Annotated in this window: 23 protein-coding genes and 1 pseudogene; 20 read left to right on the top strand and 4 right to left on the bottom strand. The window is 34.9% G+C overall.

Annotated features, from left to right (window positions below; all coding sequences use genetic code 11):
• Window positions 1-2: 2 nt before the first annotated feature.
• Genes BN1225_RS15020 through BN1225_RS00285 form a run of 5 tightly spaced genes read left to right on the top strand, consistent with a single transcriptional unit; the run spans window position 3 to window position 2,034 of the window.
• Window positions 3-128, top strand: coding sequence for a CD1375 family protein (locus tag BN1225_RS15020; RefSeq protein WP_278247254.1), 126 nt, complete (start codon window positions 3-5; stop codon window positions 126-128).
• Between the two features lie 37 nt (window positions 129-165).
• Window positions 166-489: a hypothetical protein gene (locus tag BN1225_RS00300; RefSeq protein WP_041137842.1), complete on the top strand. Its 324-nt coding sequence runs from the start codon at window positions 166-168 to the stop codon at window positions 487-489.
• 14 nt (window positions 490-503) lie between these two features.
• The gene (locus BN1225_RS00295) at window positions 504-800 is read left to right on the top strand and encodes a hypothetical protein (protein ID WP_041137841.1); all 297 of its coding nucleotides are present in this window, start codon (window positions 504-506) and stop codon (window positions 798-800) included.
• A gap of 1 nt (window position 801) precedes the next feature.
• On the top strand, window positions 802-1,848 hold the full coding sequence (locus BN1225_RS13925; protein WP_052466144.1) for a GH25 family lysozyme: 1,047 nt from the start codon (window positions 802-804) through the stop codon (window positions 1,846-1,848).
• Between the two features lie 3 nt (window positions 1,849-1,851).
• Window positions 1,852-2,034, top strand: coding sequence for a hypothetical protein (locus tag BN1225_RS00285; RefSeq protein ID WP_041137840.1), 183 nt, complete (start codon window positions 1,852-1,854; stop codon window positions 2,032-2,034).
• Window positions 2,035-2,067: 33 nt separating this feature from the next.
• Here BN1225_RS00285 and BN1225_RS00280 read toward each other — a convergent pair whose 3' ends face one another.
• Window positions 2,068-3,027 carry an Abi family protein gene (locus tag BN1225_RS00280; protein ID WP_041137839.1) on the bottom strand — a complete coding sequence of 320 codons (960 nt, stop codon included), beginning with the start codon at window positions 3,025-3,027 and terminating at the stop codon, window positions 2,068-2,070.
• Window positions 3,028-3,382: 355 nt separating this feature from the next.
• Here BN1225_RS00280 and BN1225_RS00275 point away from each other — a divergent pair, with 355 nt between their 5' ends.
• The 7 genes from BN1225_RS00275 (at window position 3,383) to BN1225_RS00255 (ending at window position 8,964) form a co-directional block, all read left to right on the top strand.
• Window positions 3,383-3,631: a hypothetical protein gene (locus BN1225_RS00275; protein ID WP_041137838.1), complete on the top strand. Its 249-nt coding sequence runs from the start codon at window positions 3,383-3,385 to the stop codon at window positions 3,629-3,631.
• A gap of 83 nt (window positions 3,632-3,714) precedes the next feature.
• Window positions 3,715-3,885 (top strand): hypothetical protein, encoded by a 171-nt coding sequence (locus BN1225_RS14620; RefSeq protein WP_156133032.1) that lies wholly within the window; start codon window positions 3,715-3,717, stop codon window positions 3,883-3,885.
• 226 nt (window positions 3,886-4,111) lie between these two features.
• On the top strand, window positions 4,112-5,461 hold the full coding sequence (locus BN1225_RS00270) for an MATE family efflux transporter (RefSeq protein WP_041137837.1): 1,350 nt from the start codon (window positions 4,112-4,114) through the stop codon (window positions 5,459-5,461).
• Between the two features lie 11 nt (window positions 5,462-5,472).
• The gene (locus BN1225_RS00265) at window positions 5,473-6,297 is read left to right on the top strand and encodes an MBL fold metallo-hydrolase (protein ID WP_041137836.1); all 825 of its coding nucleotides are present in this window, start codon (window positions 5,473-5,475) and stop codon (window positions 6,295-6,297) included.
• A 163-nt stretch (window positions 6,298-6,460) separates the two neighbouring features.
• Window positions 6,461-6,604 (top strand): hypothetical protein, encoded by a 144-nt coding sequence (locus BN1225_RS14615; protein WP_156133031.1) that lies wholly within the window; start codon window positions 6,461-6,463, stop codon window positions 6,602-6,604.
• 112 nt (window positions 6,605-6,716) lie between these two features.
• Window positions 6,717-8,153: a glycoside hydrolase family 1 protein gene (locus BN1225_RS00260; RefSeq protein WP_041137835.1), complete on the top strand. Its 1,437-nt coding sequence runs from the start codon at window positions 6,717-6,719 to the stop codon at window positions 8,151-8,153.
• 88 nt (window positions 8,154-8,241) lie between these two features.
• On the top strand, window positions 8,242-8,964 hold the full coding sequence (locus BN1225_RS00255; RefSeq protein ID WP_041137834.1) for a hypothetical protein: 723 nt from the start codon (window positions 8,242-8,244) through the stop codon (window positions 8,962-8,964).
• Here BN1225_RS00255 and BN1225_RS00250 read toward each other — a convergent pair.
• Complete coding sequence (locus BN1225_RS00250) at window positions 8,961-9,662, bottom strand: YaaA family protein (protein ID WP_041137833.1); 702 nt, start codon at window positions 9,660-9,662, stop codon at window positions 8,961-8,963. The genes BN1225_RS00255 and BN1225_RS00250 overlap by 4 nt on opposite strands.
• 88 nt (window positions 9,663-9,750) lie before the next feature.
• Here BN1225_RS00250 and BN1225_RS00245 point away from each other — a divergent pair, with 88 nt between their 5' ends.
• Both BN1225_RS00245 and BN1225_RS00240 read left to right on the top strand, forming a co-directional pair.
• Window positions 9,751-10,758, top strand: a complete 1,008-nt coding sequence (locus BN1225_RS00245) for a nucleoid-associated protein (RefSeq protein ID WP_041137832.1) — start codon at window positions 9,751-9,753, stop codon at window positions 10,756-10,758.
• Between the two features lie 57 nt (window positions 10,759-10,815).
• On the top strand, window positions 10,816-11,175 hold the full coding sequence (locus BN1225_RS00240) for a VOC family protein (protein WP_041137831.1): 360 nt from the start codon (window positions 10,816-10,818) through the stop codon (window positions 11,173-11,175).
• 12 nt (window positions 11,176-11,187) lie between these two features.
• Here the strand turns inward: BN1225_RS00240 and ytaF are convergent, their stop codons facing one another.
• On the bottom strand, window positions 11,188-11,823 hold the full coding sequence (ytaF, locus tag BN1225_RS00235) for a sporulation membrane protein YtaF (RefSeq protein ID WP_041137830.1): 636 nt from the start codon (window positions 11,821-11,823) through the stop codon (window positions 11,188-11,190).
• 131 nt (window positions 11,824-11,954) lie between these two features.
• Between ytaF and BN1225_RS00230 the strand changes: the two genes are divergently transcribed.
• From BN1225_RS00230 to rbr, 6 genes and pseudogenes are all read left to right on the top strand, one after another.
• Complete coding sequence (locus tag BN1225_RS00230; protein WP_041137829.1) at window positions 11,955-15,038, top strand: PD-(D/E)XK nuclease family protein; 3,084 nt, start codon at window positions 11,955-11,957, stop codon at window positions 15,036-15,038.
• Window positions 15,031-18,753, top strand: coding sequence for a UvrD-helicase domain-containing protein (locus tag BN1225_RS00225; protein ID WP_041137828.1), 3,723 nt, complete (start codon window positions 15,031-15,033; stop codon window positions 18,751-18,753). Before BN1225_RS00230 ends, BN1225_RS00225 begins: the two co-directional genes overlap by 8 nt.
• Window positions 18,754-18,792: 39 nt before the next feature.
• Window positions 18,793-19,719, top strand: coding sequence for a hypothetical protein (locus BN1225_RS00220; protein WP_041137827.1), 927 nt, complete (start codon window positions 18,793-18,795; stop codon window positions 19,717-19,719).
• Window positions 19,720-19,914: 195 nt separating this feature from the next.
• Window positions 19,915-20,805, top strand: coding sequence for an SPL family radical SAM protein (locus BN1225_RS00215; protein ID WP_041137826.1), 891 nt, complete (start codon window positions 19,915-19,917; stop codon window positions 20,803-20,805).
• A gap of 116 nt (window positions 20,806-20,921) precedes the next feature.
• Window positions 20,922-22,262 (top strand): annotated as a pseudogene (locus BN1225_RS00210) ([FeFe] hydrogenase, group A); the annotation flags it as partial.
• A 36-nt stretch (window positions 22,263-22,298) separates the two neighbouring features.
• Window positions 22,299-22,958: a rubrerythrin gene (gene rbr, locus BN1225_RS15075; protein WP_373140512.1), complete on the top strand. Its 660-nt coding sequence runs from the start codon at window positions 22,299-22,301 to the stop codon at window positions 22,956-22,958.
• A 41-nt stretch (window positions 22,959-22,999) separates the two neighbouring features.
• Here rbr and BN1225_RS00205 read toward each other — a convergent pair whose 3' ends face one another.
• Window positions 23,000-24,571 carry a ClC family H(+)/Cl(-) exchange transporter gene (locus BN1225_RS00205; RefSeq protein WP_041137824.1) on the bottom strand — a complete coding sequence of 524 codons (1,572 nt, stop codon included), beginning with the start codon at window positions 24,569-24,571 and terminating at the stop codon, window positions 23,000-23,002.
• Window positions 24,572-24,674 lie beyond the last annotated feature (103 nt).

The raw sequence follows: 24,674 nt of genomic DNA, 5'->3' as shown, positions 1-24,674 counted from the left end.
CTATGGCTGAATTTTTAGCATATCGCATTTTAGATGGAAAGTTAGAATTTAATGCAGTACCAAAAACATTAAAAGAAAAAGTGCGAAAAATCTTATTGGATTTAGGATCAGAGGAGTTAGCTAAATAAGCTGCTCCTTTTATTTTAGAGAAGGGAAACTAAGTAGATGAACTATTTTATAACGGGTGCAGTAAGCTTCACGGTTGGGCTTTTAAGCTTTATGGTGCAACAACTCTATAAGGATAATAAACGTCTTAGGGAAAATAGGAAGCACGCGAACACCACAAAAGAAAGTGCCATTAAGGAAGCTATTTGCTGCTTGTTAAGAGTGCAGCTCATTCAGTACCATGATAAATATATAGAATTGGGGGAGATTCCAAGCTACGCTTATCAAAATTGGACGATGATGTATGAAGCCTATCACGATTTAGGTGGTAACGGCATGATTACGAAAATGGATGAAGAAATAAAAAAATTACCGATTAAATAAGGAGAAGAAAAGAAATGGACCAACAAACATTAATTAGTATTATTGTAATAGGGTTAGTAACTGTAAGTGGTTTAACCTATTCTATTAAAAAGAAAACATTAAGAGGATTAGCGATTGATTATATTGTTAAAGCTGAGGAGCTATTTAACAAAGGAGAAAATGAAGAAAAGTTAAATTTCGTTATTCAAAATATTCGTACCAAATTACCAGTGTTAATAAAGCCTTTTGTCACGGTGACTGTGATTAAAGATTTTGTCAATACGGTATTCGATGAAATAAAAAAAGCCTTAGACTATCAGGAGGGCAACTAGTATGAGTTTATATGGAATCGATATTTCAAGTTGGCAAAGTAATCTTTACCTTAACCAAATTGCCTTTGATTTTGCGATCGTAAAGGCAACAGAGGGAATAGACTATATTAATCCTTTTTTTAATGAACACGCTCAACAGGTGCTAAATAAAGGAAAGAAATTGGGGCTATATCACTTTGCAAATAATAGTCAAAATACACCTGAACAAGAAGCAAAACATTTTATTAGTCAATGCCGAGACTATATTGGAAAAGCCGTCCTTGTCCTTGATTGGGAGGAAGAGACCGCCGATATTAGATGGGCGTTAGAATGGCTTAAAATGGTCGAAAGAGAAACAGGAGTAAAGCCCATGATTTATATGTCTGAAAGTGTAGTTAATCAATATGATTGGTCACCTGTCGTAGCTAATGGTAATGGCTTATGGGTAGCTAAGTATAGGGACTATGAGCCAGATTATAATTACGATATGACCAGCGCTGGCACAGAACCAAAAGTTAACCACTGGTCGTTTTATGCGATGTGGCAATTTACATCTAGTGGTCGCTTAGATGGATATAGCGGTAACTTGGATTGCAATATTTTTTATGGTGATTTAGCTGCTTGGGATAAATACGCAGGTGTGACAGATAATGTCGTAGATCAACCAACAGCACCAATGCCAGCACCTACACCACAGCCATTAAAGCACCGTGTTGGAGAATACGTTTATTTTGGAAGTTGTTATCGTTCATCTACCGCTAAAGTTGGTTGGCCGCCTAATGGTGAAGCCTTAGTTCCGGATATTAAAGAAGGAACGATCACCGCTATTTATCCGGGAACTAATAACCCATATTTAATTAATAATGGTATGTGTTTTGTTAATGACGGTGATATTCAAGAAGCTACTTCTAATTCGGATCAACAATATATCGTAAAATCCGGTGATACATTATGGGATATTGCAGCACAACTGTTGGGAGATCCTACAAGATATCGAGACATCATGTTATGGAACGGATTAGAATCAGATACTATTTATCCGGGACAAGCGTTAGTAATTAAGGGGTAAAGTATGGAAAACTTACCTAAAGTATTGCTTGTAAGCAACGCAAAAACAATATACTGGCACCCGTTGCCATTAATGTGTTATCAACAGGATGTGTTTATTATAGAAAAGAAAAACCGTACTTATGTTATTCGATGCGGTGTATGGGAAGATGAAATCTATCTTGATCAGATTAGAGAATATGTCTAAAATAAAACCCTAGGTCCAATTAAGGACTTAGGGCTATTTTTGTGGTATTTTTCCGTTATCATACCAAATTTGACTAAAACCTAAGGAATCTAAAATTTTATCTGGATCAATTGTCTTAATATTTTTCTTTAAATTTTTTATTCTTTTATGCACAGTATTGTGCATTTCTATGTATTGGTTCTTATCTAGGAAACAACGCATAACTATAAAAATATCAAACACACTTTGTCGAGGTGAATTAGGGTTAGCATTATAATTTGAATGTAATTCTTTAATATAAAGTGTATTTTGTTTGCACTTATATCCTAACACTTTATTATTATGAGCAACTAAATTTCTTATTTCTAACAAATTATCTAAATATGAAATCACGTGCTTTACTTGTAATTTAATATCATTTCTTCCTAAACTTTCATTTAATATTGCACTAAATTCTTTTGCCACTTTATTTTGTTCTGGGCGCTTCATGTTTTTATAAAATAGTACTATTTGTCCAAATGACATATAATTGCAGATAATCCAAAGTGGTACACTTTTATGTACATGTATATAGTGTTTTATGGAATTGTTTGTGAGCGCTGTGGAATACTTTTTGATGATATTTGAAAGCGATGAAATTAATGGAGCTACTTTTAATATATTATTGCTATTAAAATTATGGGTGTATAAATATGGATAAGGATCTCCTTGATGTGCCTCGGAAAAATAATAAGCTATAATTGATTTAAGCCGCTTTTCTATCTCAATAATATATTTGAATAAAATGTTCTTAATTTCTTTATCGAAATAATGGACACATGTAAGTTCGTTAAAGTTAGTCCCATCGATAAAAACATCACCATGATCAATAAAAAATTTTCCATAACAATTTACTACATTATAATAATTATTAGTTAAAAGAAAACGTTTTGCATCTTCTGTTTTAGTAAATGTTAAATTTCTAGAACATAGAAGGGTACATTGTTCATCAATTGTTTTAAAAGGTTTAGCCATTATAAAATTTCCTCCAATAAACAAAAAGAGCTCTCATAGAGAGCCCTCATGCGCAGATAGGTTCACGTAGAATTCTCTATCGCTAACTTGTATATTATACTACATCTAGTTTAAGGAAATGTCAATATAAATTTATAATAAAAACTCCCATTTTTAATGGGAGGCGCAGACAGGTTCACATAGAATTTCCTATCGCTACAGTTAAATTATAGTACAAAAAATTGTAAATATGCATTATGAAGCATTATAAATTGTTTTAGGATATTTGAATAATGTAGATATTACCATATTTTAATTTCTTATAATATACTCTATAATAGTTTAAAAGAATTATTAGTATATTGAGGGAGAAAATATGGATTATATAAAATTAAGAGAAATAATACTGATTAACATTATTTCACCTTTAGGTGGGTTTGTACCGGCGATTCATGAAGATCCAACGGATACAGAAATAATAGAATATTCAGAGGGAATTGTGTTTGGTCAGCTTACTATTGCAGTGACATTAGGAATAATAACTACAGAGGATCTAAGCAACGTATATAAAACTTTAACAGAATATAGAACTAACAAGATATCGCCTAAGCCTTTAATGGTTTAGGCTTTTTTGTTTATACACACCAACACATTTACAAATACTACGTTTAAGATTAATATTGTTTTTATATATTAGGAGGTGCGAAAATGATTTTTAAGTGTAAATGTGGAGAGATTGTATCTACGTATGATATGTTCTACGAAGAAAATGGGAAGTGTAAAGCCTATTATTATCAATGCCGGGTATGTGGTTGCTGCCAGATCGCAATTCATTATCCAAATGGAAAGACTAAAATTATAAAGGGGTTTAAAAGATAATTACTCCTTTATTAAGCATGAAAAGCTATCAAATTTAGATAGCTTTTTTACTCCCAATTTACTCCTATTTGTGTAAAAAATATGGTTAATTTATATGAAAAACATTAAAATAAGCCTTATTTTATGTATAAAACACATAAAAATTATGTATTAGATTTCAATAAACGAAAATAATTGAGAAATCTAAAAAATAGGTATAGTATATATGGGTATGGGGGGAATAGGAATGGATGAGAGTAAAACAATGACAAGAGGATCGATTTGGAAATCGATCGTTTATTTTTCAATTCCATTATTAATTGGAAATGTTTTTCAGCAATTATATAATACAGTCGATAGTATTGTGGTGGGGAACTATGTAGGAAAAGAAGCGTTGGCAGCGGTGGGGTCATGTACCGTTATCATTAATATGCTCGTTGGTTTTTTCATGGGGTTATCTACCGGAGCCAGTGTTGTTATTTCGCAGTATTACGGAGCGAATGATCATAAAAAACTGCATGATGCGGTTCATACATCGATCATGATGACATTAATCTTAGGGGTTATTATGACATTTGTAGGAATTTTATTGTCACCGACATTATTGAATTTCATGAAAACACCGGCTGATGTTATGCCGAATTCATCACTTTATTTAAAAATCTATTTTGCCGGTATTTTAGGCTTGATGGTCTATAATATGGGAGCGGCTATTTTAAGAGCAATCGGAGATTCAAAAAGACCACTGTATTTTTTGATTTTCTCTTCTATTGTGAATACAATATTGGACCTAGTATTTGTTATTGTGTTTGATATGGGTGTTGCCGGTGTAGCTTGGGCAACTTTAGTAGCACAGGTATTATCCGCAATCTTGGTTATCACATTATTAGCGAAATCAAAAGAAGCCTATAAAATTATTTTAAAAGATCTGCGTTTACATAAAGATATGTTTACTAAAATGTTGAAAATCGGCTTGCCGGCAGGATTGCAGCAATCGATTACGGCATTCTCTAATATATTTGTTCAAGGGTATGTCAATGTATTTGGCTCTTCTGCAATGGCAGGATGGAGTTCTTATACGAAAATTGACCAGTTTGTTATTTTACCGGTACAAAGTATCTCTTTGGCTTCCACAACATTTGTTGGTCAGAATCTGGGAGCAAAAGATGTGGACCGTGCTAAAAAAGGAACTAAAACTTCTTTGATGATTTCGATTGGTGTCACTATTTTCTTATCAATCTTATTGAATATTTTCGGGAATCAGGTGTTAAGTATCTTCTCACAGGATGCCGATGTATTAAAGTATGGAAATATCTTTTTAAGAACGTTCTCACCATTCTACTTTGCGATTTGCTTCAATCAAATTTATGCAGGAGCATTGCGCGGAGCGGGAGATTCCAATGCGCCGATGGTCATCATGCTGTTTTGTTTTGTTGTCTTTAGACAAATTACTTTATTCTTTGGAACTCAATTCTTTAGTTCCATCAACTTTGTTGCCTTTAGTTATCCTTTAGGCTGGATCTTATGCAGTGCCTTATTGGCTTACTATTACTATAAAGGAAAATGGCAGAAAAAATTAAACAGTGTCGTTGATTAGGAGGAATTGACATGGATATCCCAAATAAGCAAGGAGAAATAATAGAGTATTCGATGTATCGGGTGGAAAAATTAAAAGATCGTATATTTCATATTGAAGACCGTATAAATAATCCTTCAAGTATGTATTGTATTATCGGAAGCGAGAAAGTATTATGGATTGATGCGGCGAATACACACACTGACGATGAAGAAGAACTCACCCGGATTGCTAAAACGTTGGCAGGAGGAAAGGAAATTATTGTCGCTATTACGCATAATCATTATGATCATGTTGGTGGTCTGGGAGCATTTAAAGACAAGACCATTCTGTTTCCGTTAAAAGATAAGGATGACCAATCAGAAACATTTGATTTTCAATTTATTGAGGATGGCTATATTATTGATTTAGGTGATAAACAGTTAAAGGCAGTTGAAGTACCCGGGCATACACCCGGATCAATGGCTTATATTGACGCTCAAGAAGAACTGGTCATTACAGGGGATGCGATTGGTTCAAGTTATGTTTGGCTGTTTTTTATGGAAAATGTTTTAGAATACTACAAAAAGGGAATTCACCATTTATATAATGAGATTAAGAACTTTCATGAGCCATTGTTCATGTGCGGACATCGTTGGCAGCAGTATCCGAGTATTGGACGAGATCCATTATCACCACTCAATGATCCTATGACGATGCAGTATCTGCTTGATATGATAAAACTTGTGGATATGATTGAAGCTAAAACTGCAATGACCAGACCATTTGAGACATTGGGAAAACCTGATGAGCATTGTGTCTACAGTTTTTACGGGTCTAAAGCCGAGATTGATTCTTTTGTATCGTTAATGAAATAAGCGCTGCGGCGCTTTTTTATTATAAAAAACGGTTTATCTCATAAATAATAAAATACAATAAATTTCTAATTAATTATCCATAATTTGTGACAAATCGATTTTATTCTACAATTTTCATTCTTTTGTTATTTTACAATAGGAATGAAAAGGAGGGCTATGTATTGTGGAAGGTACTAAACAAGTGTTGGATGAAATAAGTGGAAAATTATCCGATATTAAGGATCAATTGCAAAAAATTGATGCAGATGTTTTATCTGTGGAAACGATTTTGGCTGATATCGTGGCAGATAAAGAAAAAGACGAATAGGGAAAGAGCCTGAAATTAAATCAGGCTTTTTTACTATCCGATTTTGGAAAATGAATTTTCTTTCGTTATCGTGACTTTTCTTTTATGATGGAATTGAAAGAGAGGTATAAATATGAAGAAAAATCCAGATCAATTTCCAAATGATTTTTTATGGGGCGGAGCTTTGGCAGCCAATCAATGTGAGGGAGCATATGATGTTGGTGGGAAAGGGCTTTGTATTGCCGATATCAACGTCTATAAAGATAATGTAGCATTAAAAAAGAAATCAAATAAAGAAATGAGTACTGAAGATATTGAATCTTTGCTTCAGGATCCAAGTGCTGTTTTTCCTAAAAGATATGCCATTGACTTTTATCATACGTATCAAGAGGATTTAAAGTTGTTAGCAGGAACCGGTATGAATAGTTTGAGAATCTCTATAAACTGGGCAAGAATTTTCCCAAATGGAGATGAAACTGAACCCAATGAAGATGGCTTGGCTTTTTATGATCGCTTGATCGATGAAATTATTAAAAATAAGATGGAACCAATGGTTACCATTTCCCACTATGAAATGCCTTTACATTTAGCGACCCATTATAATGGTTGGTATGATCGCCGACTCATCAATTTTTTTGTTCATTACTGTGAAACATTATTTAAACGTTATCATGATAAAGTGAAGTATTGGATTTTAGTGAATCAGATGAACCTGATTAAATATGAATCTTTTAATCATTTAGGTATTCCGAGTGATCGTGTAGAAAATTTGCTGGAAGCAAAATATCAAGGTGTTCATCATGAACTGGTTGCTTGTGCACTTAGCATTGATATCGCTAAAAAGATTGATCCAAGCATGCAGATTGGGATGATGTCTTATTATGCGAACTGTTATCCGGCAACGTCTGATTCAAAAGATGTTATGGCAGCAATGCGTATTAATCAAATGCAGTTCTTTTATTCTGATATTTTAGTAAGAGGAGAATATCCTAAATATGCCTATCGTTTTTTTGAAGAACAAAATCTTGACATTAAGATGACTAAAGAAGATTTAGAAGCATTTAAACATACCGTAGATTTTGTCAGCTTTTCCTATTATTATACAAAAGTCACCAGTGCAAAAGATTATGGAACGAGTGAAGAAGTGAAAATCAATCCTCATATTAAAACCAATGAATGGGGTTGGGGAATTGACCCGGTTGGTTTAAGAGTCGCATTAAATGAGTATTATGATCGTTATCAGCTTCCGATTTATGTCACTGAAAATGGAATGGGATTTATTGAAGAACTAAATGAAGATGGCAGTTTACATGACCCTTACCGCATTGACTTTTTACGTGAACATATTCGACAGATTAAGGAAGCAGTTAAAGATGGGGTTGATGTTCGAGGCTATTATCCTTGGGGACCGATTGATATTGTCAGCTGTTCAAGCAGTGAGATGAAAAAACGCTATGGCTTTATTTATGTTGATTTAGATGATTACGGTCATGGCAGTGGTAAACGTTCATTAAAAGACAGTTACTACTGGTATCAGACAGTAACAAAAAGCAATGGTGAGATATTATAAAAATGAAAGCGGAATCAAATAGGAGATTCTGCTTTTTTGTTGGTAAAGCAAACGAGTTGTTGTATAATAATTGAAGAGGTGAGGCAAGGTGGATATTCCGATTAAAGATATAGTAGAGGCTTTTAAGCAGGATTTTAATCCTCAGGAGTGTGAAGGAATTTATAATCTTACACATCAAGAAATTATTTTTACAATAACCAAGCTTAAACAGTTTATTTTACATGCACAGCTTCAAGAGGTGACATTCACTGAATTGGAGGCGTTGTTTAATTTTATACAAAATGATGAAATATTAGAAACCTACATCAATGAATTAATTGCACCCTTTGCACCGGGAGTGATGGTTGGGCAAACATTGGAGAGTGAATTTGTAGGATCTATCGGTATTTATGATCGTTTTGCTCATGAAAAAGAAAGACAAGGAGGAACGATTATGATTGCTCCGATCCTGGTTGTCTGTACACTTATTCAAAATGCGTATCTGTTTATCAATGATATGATGCTTCATCATGATCTTGGCTATGGCATAGATAAATGCAAGGAATTAAGCGAGCGTGACATTGAAATAGAAGATATTTATCGTCATGTCGTTCATTTGATTATAAAGCCGCTTTTAGAAGTTCTTCATTATCGTGTGCTTAATCCAAGTCAAAATATTCCCCAGTATATCGTGACTTCATTTGGACTGATTGAAGCAGAATATGCCATAGAACATGGTCATGAAATTACCCAGCAAATTGAAAAGACGTTAGACGATATGTTGAAATCGCTAACGCCTGAAGATATTAGAAAAGATAACCTGATTAATTAATCTTTAATAAATACATAGTGGGATGAAGTTGAATGGTTTTTACTAAAATGGTAGTCATCAATGATAATCTCCTTTATTTTCTCCAAATCTTTTATTTCATGCTTAATCATATAATTCAACATAGATCCCCGTGCTTTCTTTATCAGCATCGAGGGTCTTTTTAATTGGTCATTATGTTTAACCGCAAAGTCAATGGTGATTAGATTTGGATGCTTGACCTGTTTAGCGTATTCCTGTGAAGCGAGATTGATAATAAAGTCTTCATTTTGTAATAAAGTGTTGATTTCTTTGTTCCAATATTCATAAAGGTTCAACTCATCCATCTGGCACAGATAATCTAAACGGTAAAATGAAATTTCGTCCAAATAACGCAGACATCCGTATAACGCATCTAAGATATAGAGATGTTTAGCTAAGTAAGCATGGTGATTTAAAGTGTAAGTGGGGAGTTCTAATTGTTTAAAGACAGTACCTGTATAATAGTATAGTGCCGGTACTTTTTTAGTTTGGCGCAGTCCGTCATAAATGTTTTGTGCTAATTTTGAAGAGACATGCATCCTTTTTTCTATCATCGCAATGTCATCGTTTAATAGTTTCTTTTTTATAGGTTCCGTCATTTCTAAAAACATTGGCTGTGTAGATGGCAGTGAGCAAGATTGTTCTTTCAGGGTTTTACTTGGGGATATAATAATCTTCATGGCTTTTCCTCCTAAAAAATACTATATATAAAAAACTCCGACGTGTCAAAAGATGTAATTTTATGATACAATGGGGTGGGTGATAAAAATGAATACAATAATTATAGATCGAATTTTAATGCATATGATGGATTTTGAACATCATCAGATTTTCTTTTCTGATGACTTTTTAGAATTAAGTCCCACTATGCAGGAATATTATGACAAAAAATTAGAAAAAGCATGGCTGAGTCCACAGCTAAAGGAATTAACTCTGGGGGATTTTGCACCCATTATTTTAAGAAGCAAAGATATGGTTGAGGATGATGATAAATTTTTCCAGCACGCCAAATCCATTACACAGGAATTGTTTGATTTAGGCAAGATGATCCAGTTAATGCCGAACTGCAATATTATCTTTGTGGAATGTAAGATTGATGGGATGAAACATATGGTCATCATCAAATTAAATTATAAATTGGCACCGGTCAATGTTCTTGAAGAAGATGAAAATGGAAATAAAGTAGTCCGAATTACGAACCGTCAAACAGTTCCGACAAAAACAGCGAATGTAGAAGAAGCTATTTTGGTGAATGTAGAAGATAACCGCGTTTATCTTATAGAGAAACGTTTTGAAATCGATGGACGTCCTGATTACTATTTGAATCCGCAGTACATCAAAGGGGAACCGAAGATGACTGATAAGCAAAAAGTATCCCTTTTGAATAAGACGATTACGAAAATTGAAAGTCAGTTTGGGGTAAACGAGTTTGAACCCAAAGCGTTAATTAAACAAGAAATGGCGAATCGTGTTTTGGATCATCAGGATATCAAGCCTCATGAGATTGCTTCCGTTATTTTGGAAAGAGACTACAATGCCAAAGAAGAGGCTTTGGATATTCTGACAGATTTGGGAATTGCAGAAGAGGATACGATTTCTCAGAATTTTGAAACAGTGGAAAAATTATCTAAATGCAAACTTGTGACCGATACTGAAATTGAGATTACATTAAATGTCAGTGATTATCTTGAACAAAACCATATAAAAAAGACACGCCATGAAGATGGTACATATACAATTGTATTAGAAGATATTCATGATATAACATTGAAATAAATTTAACCTCCTACTTTCCCATGTTTACGGTATAATATGGGTAAGGAGGTTTTCTTTATGGCAATTGAATCAATCGTTAATTTTTATCCATGCAAAGATATTGAAGAGACAACGGAGTTTTATGTAAATATCATCGGCCTTACATTGTTTCAAGATCAAGGTAAAGCGCGAATTTTTGACAGTGGCTATGGTTATTTGGGATTTTGTCAGTATGATCATGGAATATTGGCAACGCAGACATGTATTTCGTTTAATCTAAAAGATCAAAAAGAGGTAGACGATTATTATACTCACTTTAAAGAATTAAAGGTGGAGGGGCTGCTTCCTCCTAAAAAGCATAATCAGTTTGATGTTTATTCATTCTTTATGAAAGACCCCAATGGCTATCAGATTGAATTTCAAAAAATTGAAAAATAGTGTAGCTTTAAGTTACACTATTTTTAAAACAGCAAGTATAATAAGTAATACACCGGATAACCAAGAAAGATCTAAATCCAATCGTTCGGACAGCTTTTTACCCAAATGACTTCCCAATGCAATCACGATTAAATTTACAATTAATGCACACAAAAGGATTTCAATGGGATGAATGATGCTTAATCCCACACCTAACCCGGCAGCGAGACTGTCAAGGGATAGGGCGACCGCTAAGGAAAGAGCCTCTTTTGGTGATAGGGTATGAGAACGATCGTAATCTGCTTTGGTTGGGGTGGCATAGACTTGCAGAATCAATGTTAATTGTTTAGTGGTAATTGAAATAGGTTGATCAGCTCCTCTTTTAATTAAGGCTTTCATGGAACTGTCGTAAAGTTTGATGACACCAAGAATAAAGAGCAGGGTAAAGCAAAACAAAGAGGTGATGGGTGGAGGAATAATGGTTTTAATCATTGCCCCTAGGCCAAGGGAGATTCCCAAAAAAGTACACCCGATAACGCTGATAATGGCAGCAGAAGAAATTGGAATTTTGATTTTACTGCTACCATAAGCAAAGCTGGCCACAAAAGAATCAAGAGATAAAGCTACGACAAGTAGCAGAATTTCACTGAGATATTGTAGAACTGCCAAGAAAATCCCCTCCTAAATTAAGATATGAATAAATAGAGGAAAAGGTTGGGAATTTGTCTTTGTTGGTGGGCAAAAGTGTTAATAATACGCAAAAGAAAGTAAATCATGTATAATAAATGATAGGTGATAATATGGAAATCGTAATCGGAAAACAATGGAAAGAAAAAACAGACTATTATATTAAAGAGAGTTTATCAAAGCCTTCTGTTTGGCTGGTTGATGCGGCGGTTAAGGAAGCCTATGAGAAGATGTTGTTGGAAGCCAGTGAAAGCAAAGCGATCTTAATGCAAAGGGTCATGACTTTTGATGAATTCTATAATGATCTGCTTTTTTCACAGCAGTTTTTTAAACGTCAGGTAATAAGTCCTATTCAGTCATTATTAGTGATTTATGAGATTTTATCGGATTATGATGGAGAGATTATTCAGTGCAGAGATAATGGGACTTTACAGCAGCTGCATCATGTGTTTACTTGTTTTAAACGCTATAAAAGTAATTTAGAGTTGCTGAAAGAAGTGGCTTTACCGGCTTTTTCAAAGAAAAAATTAGAGGAATGCGGACAGTTATATCAGCGATATTTGGCGAAACTGGACATATATGGCTGGCGAATGAAAGAGGATTATGAATCTGATCCGGTCGAAATAGACGATACGCTTCATTTTTATATTGATCAGATCGAAGAAATAGACGAACAAATGATGGGACTGATTCATAAGATGGTGCATTGTACGATTCTATTGACTTGTGATAATCAAGAAGATACGTACACACATTTTATAAAAAGAGAATTACAAAGATGGGGTACAGAAGTCATTTCATTTGATAAGACAGTAAGTCCGTTTAAAAAATATCTGATACAAAGTTACCAAAATTTAAAAGCGCCTGCATATTCCTCAGATTATCCTTTGACGGGGATAAAAGCAGTGAATCAAAATATAGAGATTCAGCAGCTTGCAGTTGAAATTTATCGCCAAATTGCAAACGGTCAGGCGGAGTATTCTGATTTTGCAGTTTATTGTACAAATCAAGATTATCTGGAAAAAATAGAAACAGTCTTTAAGCAGCATCAACTCCCTTGTTTTATCACAAAACGGGCATTGATTTATCAAAGCCGAATTGCCATGCTTGTAAAGGGGTTATGGATGTATGCAAAGACCGGAGCCGAAACGCATTTAATTACGCTGTTTAGAAGTCATCTTTTTAAAGGAATCTTTATGGATTCCAATATTGATCTTTTTGAAAAACAGCTTAACACAACTCAAACATGTTTACTTGAAGATTATCAAGAAGCAAAAGCCTCTATTGACCGGATAGTGGTGAAATTAAATGATGAAGTTTATGTGGATCAAAAAATAAAGTGTTTAGTTTGCTGGTTAGAAGAAATGGAAGTCGAAAAAAGTGCAGTTGATGAATTGAGCCGTACCTGCTTGTCTCAAACTCTGGATTATTTAAAGCAATTTGAAATACATATTAAAATGGATCAAGATCATTTCTTAGATATGTTGTTGGCACACTATACTTTACACGTTCCTAAAATAGAAAAAACGATGGATATGATTACAGTGGCTATGAATGATGCGGTGGTGACAGAGGCGAAGCATATTTATATTCTAGGATGTAACGAGAATAGCTTTCCGGCCATTGAAAGCGATAATGAGCTGATTTTAAACGATGAGCGGATAGCCTGTGAAGAAGTGGGAATCCATCTGGGATTAAATTTGTTTGAGCGAATTGAAGCACAGTATCTGCAATGGTTTAAATTATTTTATTTAGAAAAGAAAGTAACGCTTTCTTATATTACCGGTTCACTAGGCGGAGATGATTTTTTGCCTTCCAGTCTTTATTTAACTTTAATGAAACAGTGGAAGGGAAAAGAAAAAGTCATAGGACAGACACGTCATTTGAATGATGTGACCACACCGGCGGCTTCTTTAGATATCGCTCTGCATTATGGAGATACTCAGGAACCTATTCAGTCTGTCCGTACTTTAGCCAAACAATATCGTCATAATAAAAATCAGCCGAGTCCTATCAATGTGGCATTGCTTGAACAGCTGATCGTAAAAAATGGACAGAAGGCAATTTCACCCAGTGAATTAGAGACGTATAATGGCTGCCCATTCAAATATTATATTCGTTATGGATTAGGGATTTATCCTTGGCAGGATCGAACATTAAAAGCAAATGATTTCGGAACAATTGTCCATGATGTTTTAGATGTTTTAAGTGACCTTTACGATGGTAAGAAAACAATCGAAGATTATTTGAAAGAATATCAGATTAAAGATGTCCATAATGCCTATGACTTGAATATCTATCCTTTTATTTGTGAAAGTGATGTTTTAAATGAACAGGATCAAGGATTGTTTTTGATCATTCATCATATTGCAAATGGAAAAATTGATCAAAGTCAATTGACAGCCAGTCAGCAGTATCTGTTTCATAAATTACAGCATGATCTTTTCAATACAGTCAAAATTTTGATTTACCAGATGTCAATCAGTGATTTTTCTATTATCGATCACGAACAATGGGTGGAAAAAAACAGCGGAGAATTTCTGCTGCATGGACGAATTGACCGCGTCGAACAGTATCAGCAGTATGTAAAAGTCGTGGATTATAAATCTTCGCAGAAGGCGTTGGATCTTTGTTTAGCAACGTTAGGCTTTAATATTCAGATGCTTCTTTATTTGGATATGGTCTGTCAGGATAAGGCTTTGGAAAAAGGCGGAGTGCTTTATTTTAATACAAAACAGCGAGTAGTAAAGATGGATGAATATCTCTATGAGGATGGACTGGATTTTGAAGAAATTGTAAAGCTGTATAAAATGGAAGGCTATATCAATAGTGAAGAAACATTGATTAAGGCTATGGATCGTCATTATGATCCCAGCGTTATTGCGAATGTCAAATTTGTTAAAAGCAAAGGGACTTATACAGGAAATTTATTAGACCGGGAAAGTTTTGATCGTTTATTAGAAAAAGTCAATCAGCACGTTGATACGTTGCTGGATCGTATTTATCATCAAGGAGATATTCGTATTTTTCCGAGTCATCATGATTCGCCTAAGATTAATATGTTAGTAAACCCTTGCACGTATTGCGATTATGCCAATGTATGTCTGAAAGATGTCTTCTATAATGAAAACAATGAGATTGAGTATATGGATCCCAAAGCAATGCTGAAAATTTTAGGAGGGGAAGAACATGATTAGTCCATTTAATGATGAACAGGCACAAGCCATTGCGGCTCGTGGTGTGAGCATTTTGGTGTCGGCGCCGGCTGGAAGTGGTAAAACAAAGATTTTAGTCAGCCGTATTATGTCTTTGTTGATGGAAGATGGTTATCATGTTGATGAATTCTTAGTGTTAACCTTTACTCAAGCGGCTGCCGCAGAAATGAAACAACGTTTATTGTTTGCGATAGAAGATGAATTAAAGAAAGATCTGAAACCTTCAATATACACACATTTATTAAAACAAAAAGAAAAAATTCCCTATGCCTATATCACAAATTTCCATGGCTTTTGTTCACAGTTATTAAAAAAATATGGCTATTTAATTCAGGTTGAACCGGGGTTTGATATTTTAAGTGAATCTGCTTTGCTGAAACATCAGGTATTGGATGCCTGCATTGAAGAGTGGTGCCGCGAAAAAGAATTTACAGATTTTATTTCTTTGTATTTTAATGATATGCGTTTTGATGCTTTGAAATCGATTATTTTAGAATTATACGAGATGATACATTCTATTGATAATGTCGACCGTTTTGTACAATATATTAAAGAACACATTTATGAAGATTATATGGATAGTGACCAAGATTTAACGACTTGGGAGATTTTTCCGGAAATAAAACGTCAGCTTAAAAACGCTGCGATCAGCGGCTATAACAATCTCATTGATCTTGCGAAATTCGCAGAGGAGAAAGGAATCTCTGATTTCTTTGATCGTCCGGAAGAACAAAGTAAAAATAATGCTGCTTTACCGGTTCCGTTTGATACAATGCAGGATTATTTCAAAGAGCGTTTTCAATTGTTGAATCAAGATTATTTGGCTTATGATCATTTTCGTCAGGTTTCCTTAAAAAATGCAGATAAAGCCTATACGATGAAATGGGATGAGGATATTAAACCTTATCAAAAAGAGTTCAATAGTAAGAAAATCGGTGTAACTAAGCCTTACTTGGAAAAAGCTAAGACTTACTTGCCGGAAGATGAAAGTGCCTTTAAGATGATTTTAAAAGAATCTTATTATGTCATTGAAACACTTTTGGGAAAAAATGGACTCGTGCATCGATTTAAAACAGCTTATCAAATGGAAAAAAAAGCTCAGCATGTTTTGGATTTTAATGATTTGGAGCAATATACGATTCAATTACTGCAACCTCAGTACCATATTTCCGAACTGCTTTATCATAAATTAAAAGAAATTATGATCGATGAATACCAAGATACGAATCAAATTCAAGAAACAATTATCGGATTGATTAAAGATTATCAGGAACCTTCCATCGTAGCGTTTAGAGTTGGAGACATGAAACAGTCCATCTATCGTTTCCGTCAGGCTGACCCACAACTTTTTAAAGAAAAGTATGATCGCTACAGTCTCACTCTTGATGAAGCAAATTCTACAGGAGAACTGCGTATAGACTTACGATTTAACTATCGTTCTAATAAGATTGTTTTAGACAGTGTAAATTATATTTTTAATCAAATTATGGATAATCAGGTAGGTGGGCTGGAATATCTTCATGATGCATCCAGTCACTTAAACTATGACTATCTGCGTAAAGAACGTTGTCCATCCCTTGACCAACTTGCAGATGTTATAAGTAGGACCGATGAACGCTATCAGGCTGAAACCCGTTTTGATAGTGAAGTACTATTAGTGGATGATACTTTATTGGGAGAGTTGAAAGCTGCGGAATGTGAAGCACATATGGTAGCTCAGCGTATTCAAAAATTAATTCGCGAGGAAACTGTTGACGGCTATGATGGAAAACCGAGAAACATTGATTATCGGGATATTGTTGTATTAATGCGTTCTACTTCACTGTTTTTAACGTTTAAAAAGGTATTTGATCAATATCAGATTCCAAATCATATTGTTTTATCCCAAGGTTATCTAAATGCTGTTGAAATTATCAGCATTATTACACTTTTAAAAGCACTTATTAATCAATATGACGATGTGAGTTTGCTGTCAGTGCTAAGAGGGAATTATTTATTTAGTCATTTTGATGAAAATAAAATCATGGAAATACGTTTGATGAATAAAGAAAAGCCTTTAATGGAAAATTTAAAGCAATATATCGAAGCTCAAATAGAAGGCAGTCAGAAGATTGCAGATTTCAAACAACACTATGATTTACTGCGTAAACAAATGTTAGAATTAAAACCAAGTGCTTTTTTAAAAGAGTTGCTGTCTGTTAGTGGTTATCGTTTGTTTGTCAGCCAATTGATTAATGGAGAACAGCGTGTTGCCAATTTAGATTTGCTAGTCGAGGAATTTGCCCAACTTGAAAGCAAAGAGGATATTTTTTCTATCGTTAAACGTTATGATCAACTGATGGAAAAACAAACTGCTTCATCTCCGGCACAAATGATTTCTGTTAGTGATAATGTAGTCCAGTTTATGACGATTCATAAATCTAAAGGATTAGAGTTCCCTATTGTTTTTGTCAGTAATATCGATAAAGGGTTTAATAAGCAGGACAGTACTAAACGTATTTTAATTGATAAGCAGTTAGGTATTGCCGTAAAACCTAGGACAAAAAAGAGTGTTGAGATGCTTAATGGAAAATGGGTGGATCAGATTGTTGAATATGAAAACCCCTACCGCCGATTATTGGCGGCAAGACAAACAGAAGAAGCAATCAACGAGGAAATGCGAATCTTTTATGTAGCGTTGACACGTGCTTCTCAAAAACTGATCATGAGCGGTGTAGGGCGTTTGGACACATTAGTTGAATGGCAGCAAAAGATTTTGTTGAACGAGGATTACGATATTTACGAGGGTAAAGAAAATGAACATTTGCTGCTTTACTATAATGCACGTAAAGCTAATTCTTACCTTGATTGGATTGGGCTTTCGCTGATGCGTCATCCACAGGTCATTGAACAATACCGTCATCTTAATTTAGAAGAATATCCAATGATTAAAACTAATTTTGAAAAGATTAATCAATTATCTTCTACACAACATTATTGTTTTGATAATACGAAGGCATCTAAATTTAAAATTGATTTCTTAGAGGCAACTGAAATAGAAGCCATGATAGAAAAAAAGATGCCGAAGCGTATAGTTAAAGAAGAAAACCAGCGGATTCAATATCTGTCATTGCCAACAGCCTCAACAGTAACAGTTACAACCAGTGCGACTAAACTGCAAAAAGAGGCGGATGATCATGATTATGGTTATACCCCAATCATGAATGCGGATAAGGAAATGAGTGCAGCGGATAAAGGAACTTTAGTTCACTCCTTTTTTGAATATTTACCGATGGATGGCACCTCTGTATCGACAATGATTAGTCAATTATATGAAAAAGGACTGTATGATGATAATGAAAAAGCTGTTTTGATCTCTTATCAAGATAAAATCGAAGCATTTATGCAAAGTGATTGTTTTAAACGAATGAAAGAAGCAAAACATTTATATAAGGAAAAAGCCTTTAGCTTATTAGACGATCAGACACACCAGATTGTACATGGAATTTTTGACGTGCTTTGTGTTGAAGATGATCGCATTACTGTCATTGATTATAAGACAGATCGCGTTAAATCAGACACTAAAGAGTGTTATCTCATTGAAAACCATCGTGTTCAAATGGAATATTATAAATTGATTTTAAAAAGAATGTACCCGCACTGTCATATTGAGGCAATGGTGTATTACTTGGAAATCGGACGATATGTTATTCTGTGAGAAAATATGCTATAATTCTCTAAAAGGTAGGAAATGAATATGGATAAACAATATAATATAAAGGAAGTAAGAGAACGTTTTGACCGCTATAACCGTTTGGAGAAGCTGATTTCGGAAAAAGGAAGGCAGTTGGCTGTACAACGGGATCGATTAAGTGATTTATATCACCAACTGGAAAAAGAAAATCGTGATGTAGAGGAATTGGAACGCGCTTCCTTTTCATCTCTGCTAGCACGAATTACGGGTCAAATGGAACAGAAGATGGAAAAGGAAGTTCAAGAAGCAAGAATTGTCGAACTGCGTTTTAATGATGCAAAGCGTGTAGAAAAAGAGCTGCTTGATGAATTAGCTAAATTAAAAGATGAACAGTATAGCCTGAGTAATGTAAGAGAAGAGTATAAAGTAGCGTTATCGATGAAAAGAGATCAATTAAGTCAAAGCCAATTAGAAGAAATGGATCGTTTACAAGATGAACTTCATGACTGTCAGAGTGCTATCAAAGAATCAAAAGAGGCATTGGCTGCTGGAGAAGAGGCTAAAGAACTTGTAGAAAAAGCAATGCGTTCTTTAAGTTCTGCTCAGAATTGGGGAATTGTAGATATGATCGGAGCATTGGATTTTATTGCAGACATGGCAAAATATCAAAAAATAAATGAAGCGAAACAATTGATGAACGAATTGCAAATGGCCTTGCGTCATTTTAAGACAGAGCTTGTAGATGTTAATTTTGATACTGGTTTTGTGGTGAATATCAGTTCATTTGATACAATGATGGACTTTTTCTTTGATAATATGTTCTTTGATTTTATGGTGCAGTCAAAGATTAATGACGCTAAAAGACAAATGGAAGGCATTTATAATCAGATTAATAATATTATGGCTGAATTAGAATCTATAAATGATCGCAATACAAATAAAATTTCGGGATTAAAAGAAAAAATAAGACAATTTATTGAGGAAGCATAAAAGAGTCAGCAGACTCTTTTTTTACTCCTATCTTGTGCCTCAACTTAAGAGGGATTATAATAAAATATAAAGATAAGGCGAGAATGGTTTTTTAAATAAGATGTTTAAAAGTTAAAAATGCAGATTCTAATGCATTAGAAGTAAAATAGGAGCTGTAAGAAATGGTTTATAGCTCTTTTGTTTAGGAGAAAAGATATGAAATATCATGAAATACAATGTCTTAATGCTTGCAATCGTATACGTGAAGGGCGCCTTCCCTATCATTGGGACTTAAATATTTATCGTGGCTGCCAGCATGCTTGTCAGTACTGCTATGCACGTTATTCTCATCAGTATTTAGAGGGCGGTGATTTTGATACAGATATTTATGTGAAAACAAATATCGTAGAAAGATTAGAGGAGATGCTGAGAAAGCCAAAATGGGATCACGCTGTGATTAATATTGGCGGTGTCAGTGATGCTTATCAAGCGGCAGAAGCAAAGTATGGGCTAATGCGAGGAATTTTAAAAGTATTGATTAAGTATAAAACACCTTGTATTATCTGTACAAAATCAGATTTAATTTTAAGAGATTTGGATTTAATTAATGAACTTTCTCAACTCACTTATGTCAATATCGCAAGTACAATCACAGCGGATAATGAAAAGATCAGAGCGAGGTTGGAACCCGGGGCAGTTCCTTATGAACGAAGATGGGCGATGCTCAAAAGAATTAAAGAGGAAACAAATGCGGCAGTTGGGGTTCATTTAATGCCGATTATTCCCTATTTAACTGATCAACCGACAAATTTGGAAGCCATTTATAAAAAAGCTCAAGAAACCGATGTGGACTATGTTTTACCGGGAATGTTGTATTTAAAGAGTGTTACAAGAACGCATTTTTATAATTTTATCTCTCATGATTACCCGCAGTTATATGAAAACTTATGGCAGCTTTACCATAATAAAGAGGTAAAAATGAGCTATAAAAAAGAACTTTATCCAATGATATCCAGAATGCAAAGAAAATATGGAATAAGTGCGGATTATAATCGCTTTAAAGAAGAAAAAATGAAAAGAACCGTACAGCTGCAGTGGGATATATAAAGAAATTATTTTAGTATCAGATACTGTTTTAATAAGTCGAAAATGTTATAATGAAAATGTCAGCTAAAGTTGTTTTATAGTTTTCATGGTGAACAAAAAAGAATAGGAGGAAATGTATGAGTAAACACTTATCAATGGATATTCGAGCTCCAATCGAACCGGATAATCCAGCGATTCAAAGGGATGAACATTTGTGCATTCAATGTGGACAATGTAAAAACATCTGTACGGATTATATTGGCGTTCATAATACATATTGCTTAGAAGATACAGACGATGTTGCTGTGTGTATTCACTGCGGTCAGTGTGCCAATGTATGCCCGGTATCCAGTATTACGGAAAAATATGAATATGAAGAGGTTAAGAAAGCTATTGCCAATCCTGATAAAATTGTGATTGTCAGTACTTCCCCTTCAATACGTGTTGCTTTAGGTGAAGAATTTGATATGGCAGATGGCAGCTTTGTGGAAGGCAAGATGGTTGCTTTACTTCGCCGATTAGGTGCCGATTATGTATTAGATACGAATTTTTCAGCGGACCTAACTATTATGGAAGAAGCAAGCGAACTAATTGAAAGAGTCACTACAGGAAATAAACCTCTTCCACAATTTACGAGTTGTTGTCCGGCTTGGGTAAAGTATGCGGAAATCTATCACCCGGATATGCTGGATCATATTTCCAGTGCCAAGAGCCCGATTGGGATGCAGGGACCGACAATCAAAACTTATTTTGCTAAAAAAATGGGAATCGATCCCGCAAAAATTGTGAATGTAGCTTTGACGCCATGTACTGCCAAGAAATACGAGATTCGTCGTGAAGAAATGAATGCGGCAAGTCAGTATTTAGGTATTGAAGGAATGCGTGATATGGATTTTGTCATTACAACCAGAGAACTGGCAAAGTGGGCAAAAGAAGAAATGATTGATTTCATTGATTTAAAAGATGATGATTTTGATCGTGTCATGGGTGCAGGAAGCGGAGCTGGAGTTATTTTCGGAAATACCGGCGGTGTGATGGAAGCCGCGTTGAGAACAGCCTATGAATTTATCACAAAAGAAAAAGCACCGGCTGCGCTTTATGAATTGGAGCCGGTTCGAGGAATGGAAGATGTTAAGGAAGCAACACTGGAAATTAATGGATTAAAATTAAATATTGCGGTTGTGTTTGGAACAAAGAATGCCAGTAATATGATTAAGCGCATAAAGAATGGTTCCAAAGAGTATCATTTTATTGAGGTCATGACCTGTCCGGGTGGATGTATCGGCGGTGGCGGACAGCCTAAAGGCACTTTGCTAAAAGGAGATGCACTAAGACAAAAACGTATTGATGGACTATATCAGCGTGACCAGACCATGAACCTCAGAACGAGTCATGAAAACGAAGAAATAAAAACACTTTACAAAGAATTTTATAATAAACCATTATCAGATTTAGCTGAACAAATGTTGCACACTCAGTATAATGACAAAAGTAAACTATTAGGAGGAAAGAAAATGAAATATCGTTGCAGTGTATGTGGTTATATCCACGAAGGTGAATTAGAAGAAGGGTTCGTTTGTCCGATTTGCAAACAGCCGGCATCTGCATTTGTGCTGGTAGAAGAAAAGAAAGACAGTGATAATATTTATGCAGGAACCAAAACAGAAAAGAATTTAATGGAAGCTTTTGCGGGAGAATCGCAAGCAAGAAATAAATATACTTATTTTGCCAATATCGCCAGTCAGGAAGGATATGATCAATTATCGGAAATTTTCTTGAAAACTGCACGTAATGAACAAGAACATGCCAGAATTTGGTATCAGGAATTAGGTGGATTAAGTGATACAGCGACAAACTTATTGCACGCTGCTGAAGGAGAAAACTACGAATGGACAGATATGTATGCAAAATTCGCTAAAGAAGCAGATGAAGAAGGATTTACAGAATTAGCGGAAAGATTTAGAAAAGTAGCAGCGATTGAAAAATCACATGAAGAAAGATATCGTGCTTTGCTAAAGAATGTGGAAATGCAAAGGGTATTTGAAAAAGGTGAAGAAACAATGTGGGAATGCCGAGTTTGCGGACATTTGGTAATGGGAAAGAAAGCTCCTGAAGTTTGTCCTGTATGTAAATTCTCTCAAAGCTTCTTTGAAGTACGTAAAGAAAATTATTAATAGAAAAACGGCTGTTAGGTTAAGTCCTTCAGCCGTTTTTACTATAGCTGTTGATGCGTACAGCATTTTTCAAGTTCATGTTGGATATAAGGTGAATCCTCGTCATTTAGCAAGGCCACGAGTGTATCTCCGGTATGAAGAATTGTCGTTCCTCTTGGAAGCAGTTCCTTACCACCGCGAATAATGCTGATAATCAAGCATTTATTAGGCCATTTGATATCTTTGATCGCTTGGTCGCATACCGGTGAACCGAGCTCTACAACAGATTGAATAATTTGTTTTTCACCATGGAAAGCGGACATATCCATTCCCATTTTAGAAAGCAGATTATGCAGTAAACTTTCATAGATTGGTTCACAGTTCATCATGCTGGCAACAAGGTAACTAACCAGTGAAACTACAGCTAACGGCAATAAGTTTGTCAGTGATCCGGACATCTCAGCGATCAAGATAATTCCGGTAATCGGAGCTCTTACAATAGCGGCAAACGTTCCCGCCATCGCCATAATAATAAAATTCGCTAAGTACATTTGGGGGAAATTAAACCATTGGATTGCTATTGTACCAAAGATTGCACCGATAAAACTTCCCAAAACCAATAAAGGAAAGAATATTCCACCGGGGGCCCCTGATCCAAAACTAATGAGCGAAAAAGCAAATTTAGCGGCTAGTAAAATGAGCAGCGTTTGAATGACAAAACTTTGATTAGCACTTAGAAATTCTATCATTCGATGTCCGCCGCCAAGTATCTGAGGCATAGTCAAAATAACAAAACCGGATAAAACAAATGGAACAATGACAGCATAAGAGCCTAATTTTGTTTTATTAAAAAGCTTTTGAGTAGAAACCGTTCCCTTATTATATAGAACCCCAAATACACCACAGGCAATACCTAATAAAATTACCATTCCATAATAGTGAAGCGGCAATGTCCCCTCGACAGCAAAGTGAAAAGTCGGTGATAAACCAAAAATATTACTTGAAATAAAATCACCGGTTACTGAGGCACACATGACAGAAATCAAAACATGAACATTGAAATTCTTGTGAACTTCTTCTAATGCAAACATGACGCCAGCTAGCGGTGCATTGAATGCCGCAGATAATCCGGCAGCCGCTCCGCAAGTTAGAAGCAGACGTTCTTCCATTTTAACTTTATGGAATAACTTTGATAAACCTTTTCCTGCCATTGCTCCTAATTGGATACTGGGACCTTCCCGTCCTAATGAAAGACCACCGAATGCACATAGTACACCACCTAGTATTTTGGTAGGCAAAATCTTATACCATTTTTGATCAATAAAAGAAATGATTTCTCCTTCAACCTGAGGAATCCCGCTGCCACTGATTAAAGGTTCATATTTTAGTAATTTTGAAACAATCAAAGCAAGTGAGATTAAGACAATAAACCAACCTATGATGTACAATAAGTTTCCCTTGATTGTGTTTGCGATAAAACCAATGAAATCTTCTGCATATCCAAGCAGGATACGATAGATGACGGCAACTAATCCGGCGATTAATCCGGTTGCAATGCCTTCAATGATCAAGATGTATTTAAAATTCTTAGCAGTTTCTAAAAGATCAACAGTTGACCCCTTTTTATTTTTCATAAAATAACCCCTTTTCCCTATTTCATTACTAGCATATACCATTTTTTATTATTAGAAAAGGAAAAATTATCATCTTGATAAATAATTTTATAAATAAATATGA

The sequence above is a fragment of the Beduini massiliensis genome (genome assembly GCF_000829905.1).
In the GTDB taxonomy this organism is placed as follows: domain Bacteria; phylum Bacillota_I; class Bacilli_A; order Erysipelotrichales; family Coprobacillaceae; genus Beduini; species Beduini massiliensis.
This window is presented reverse-complemented; position numbering and strand designations above follow the sequence as displayed.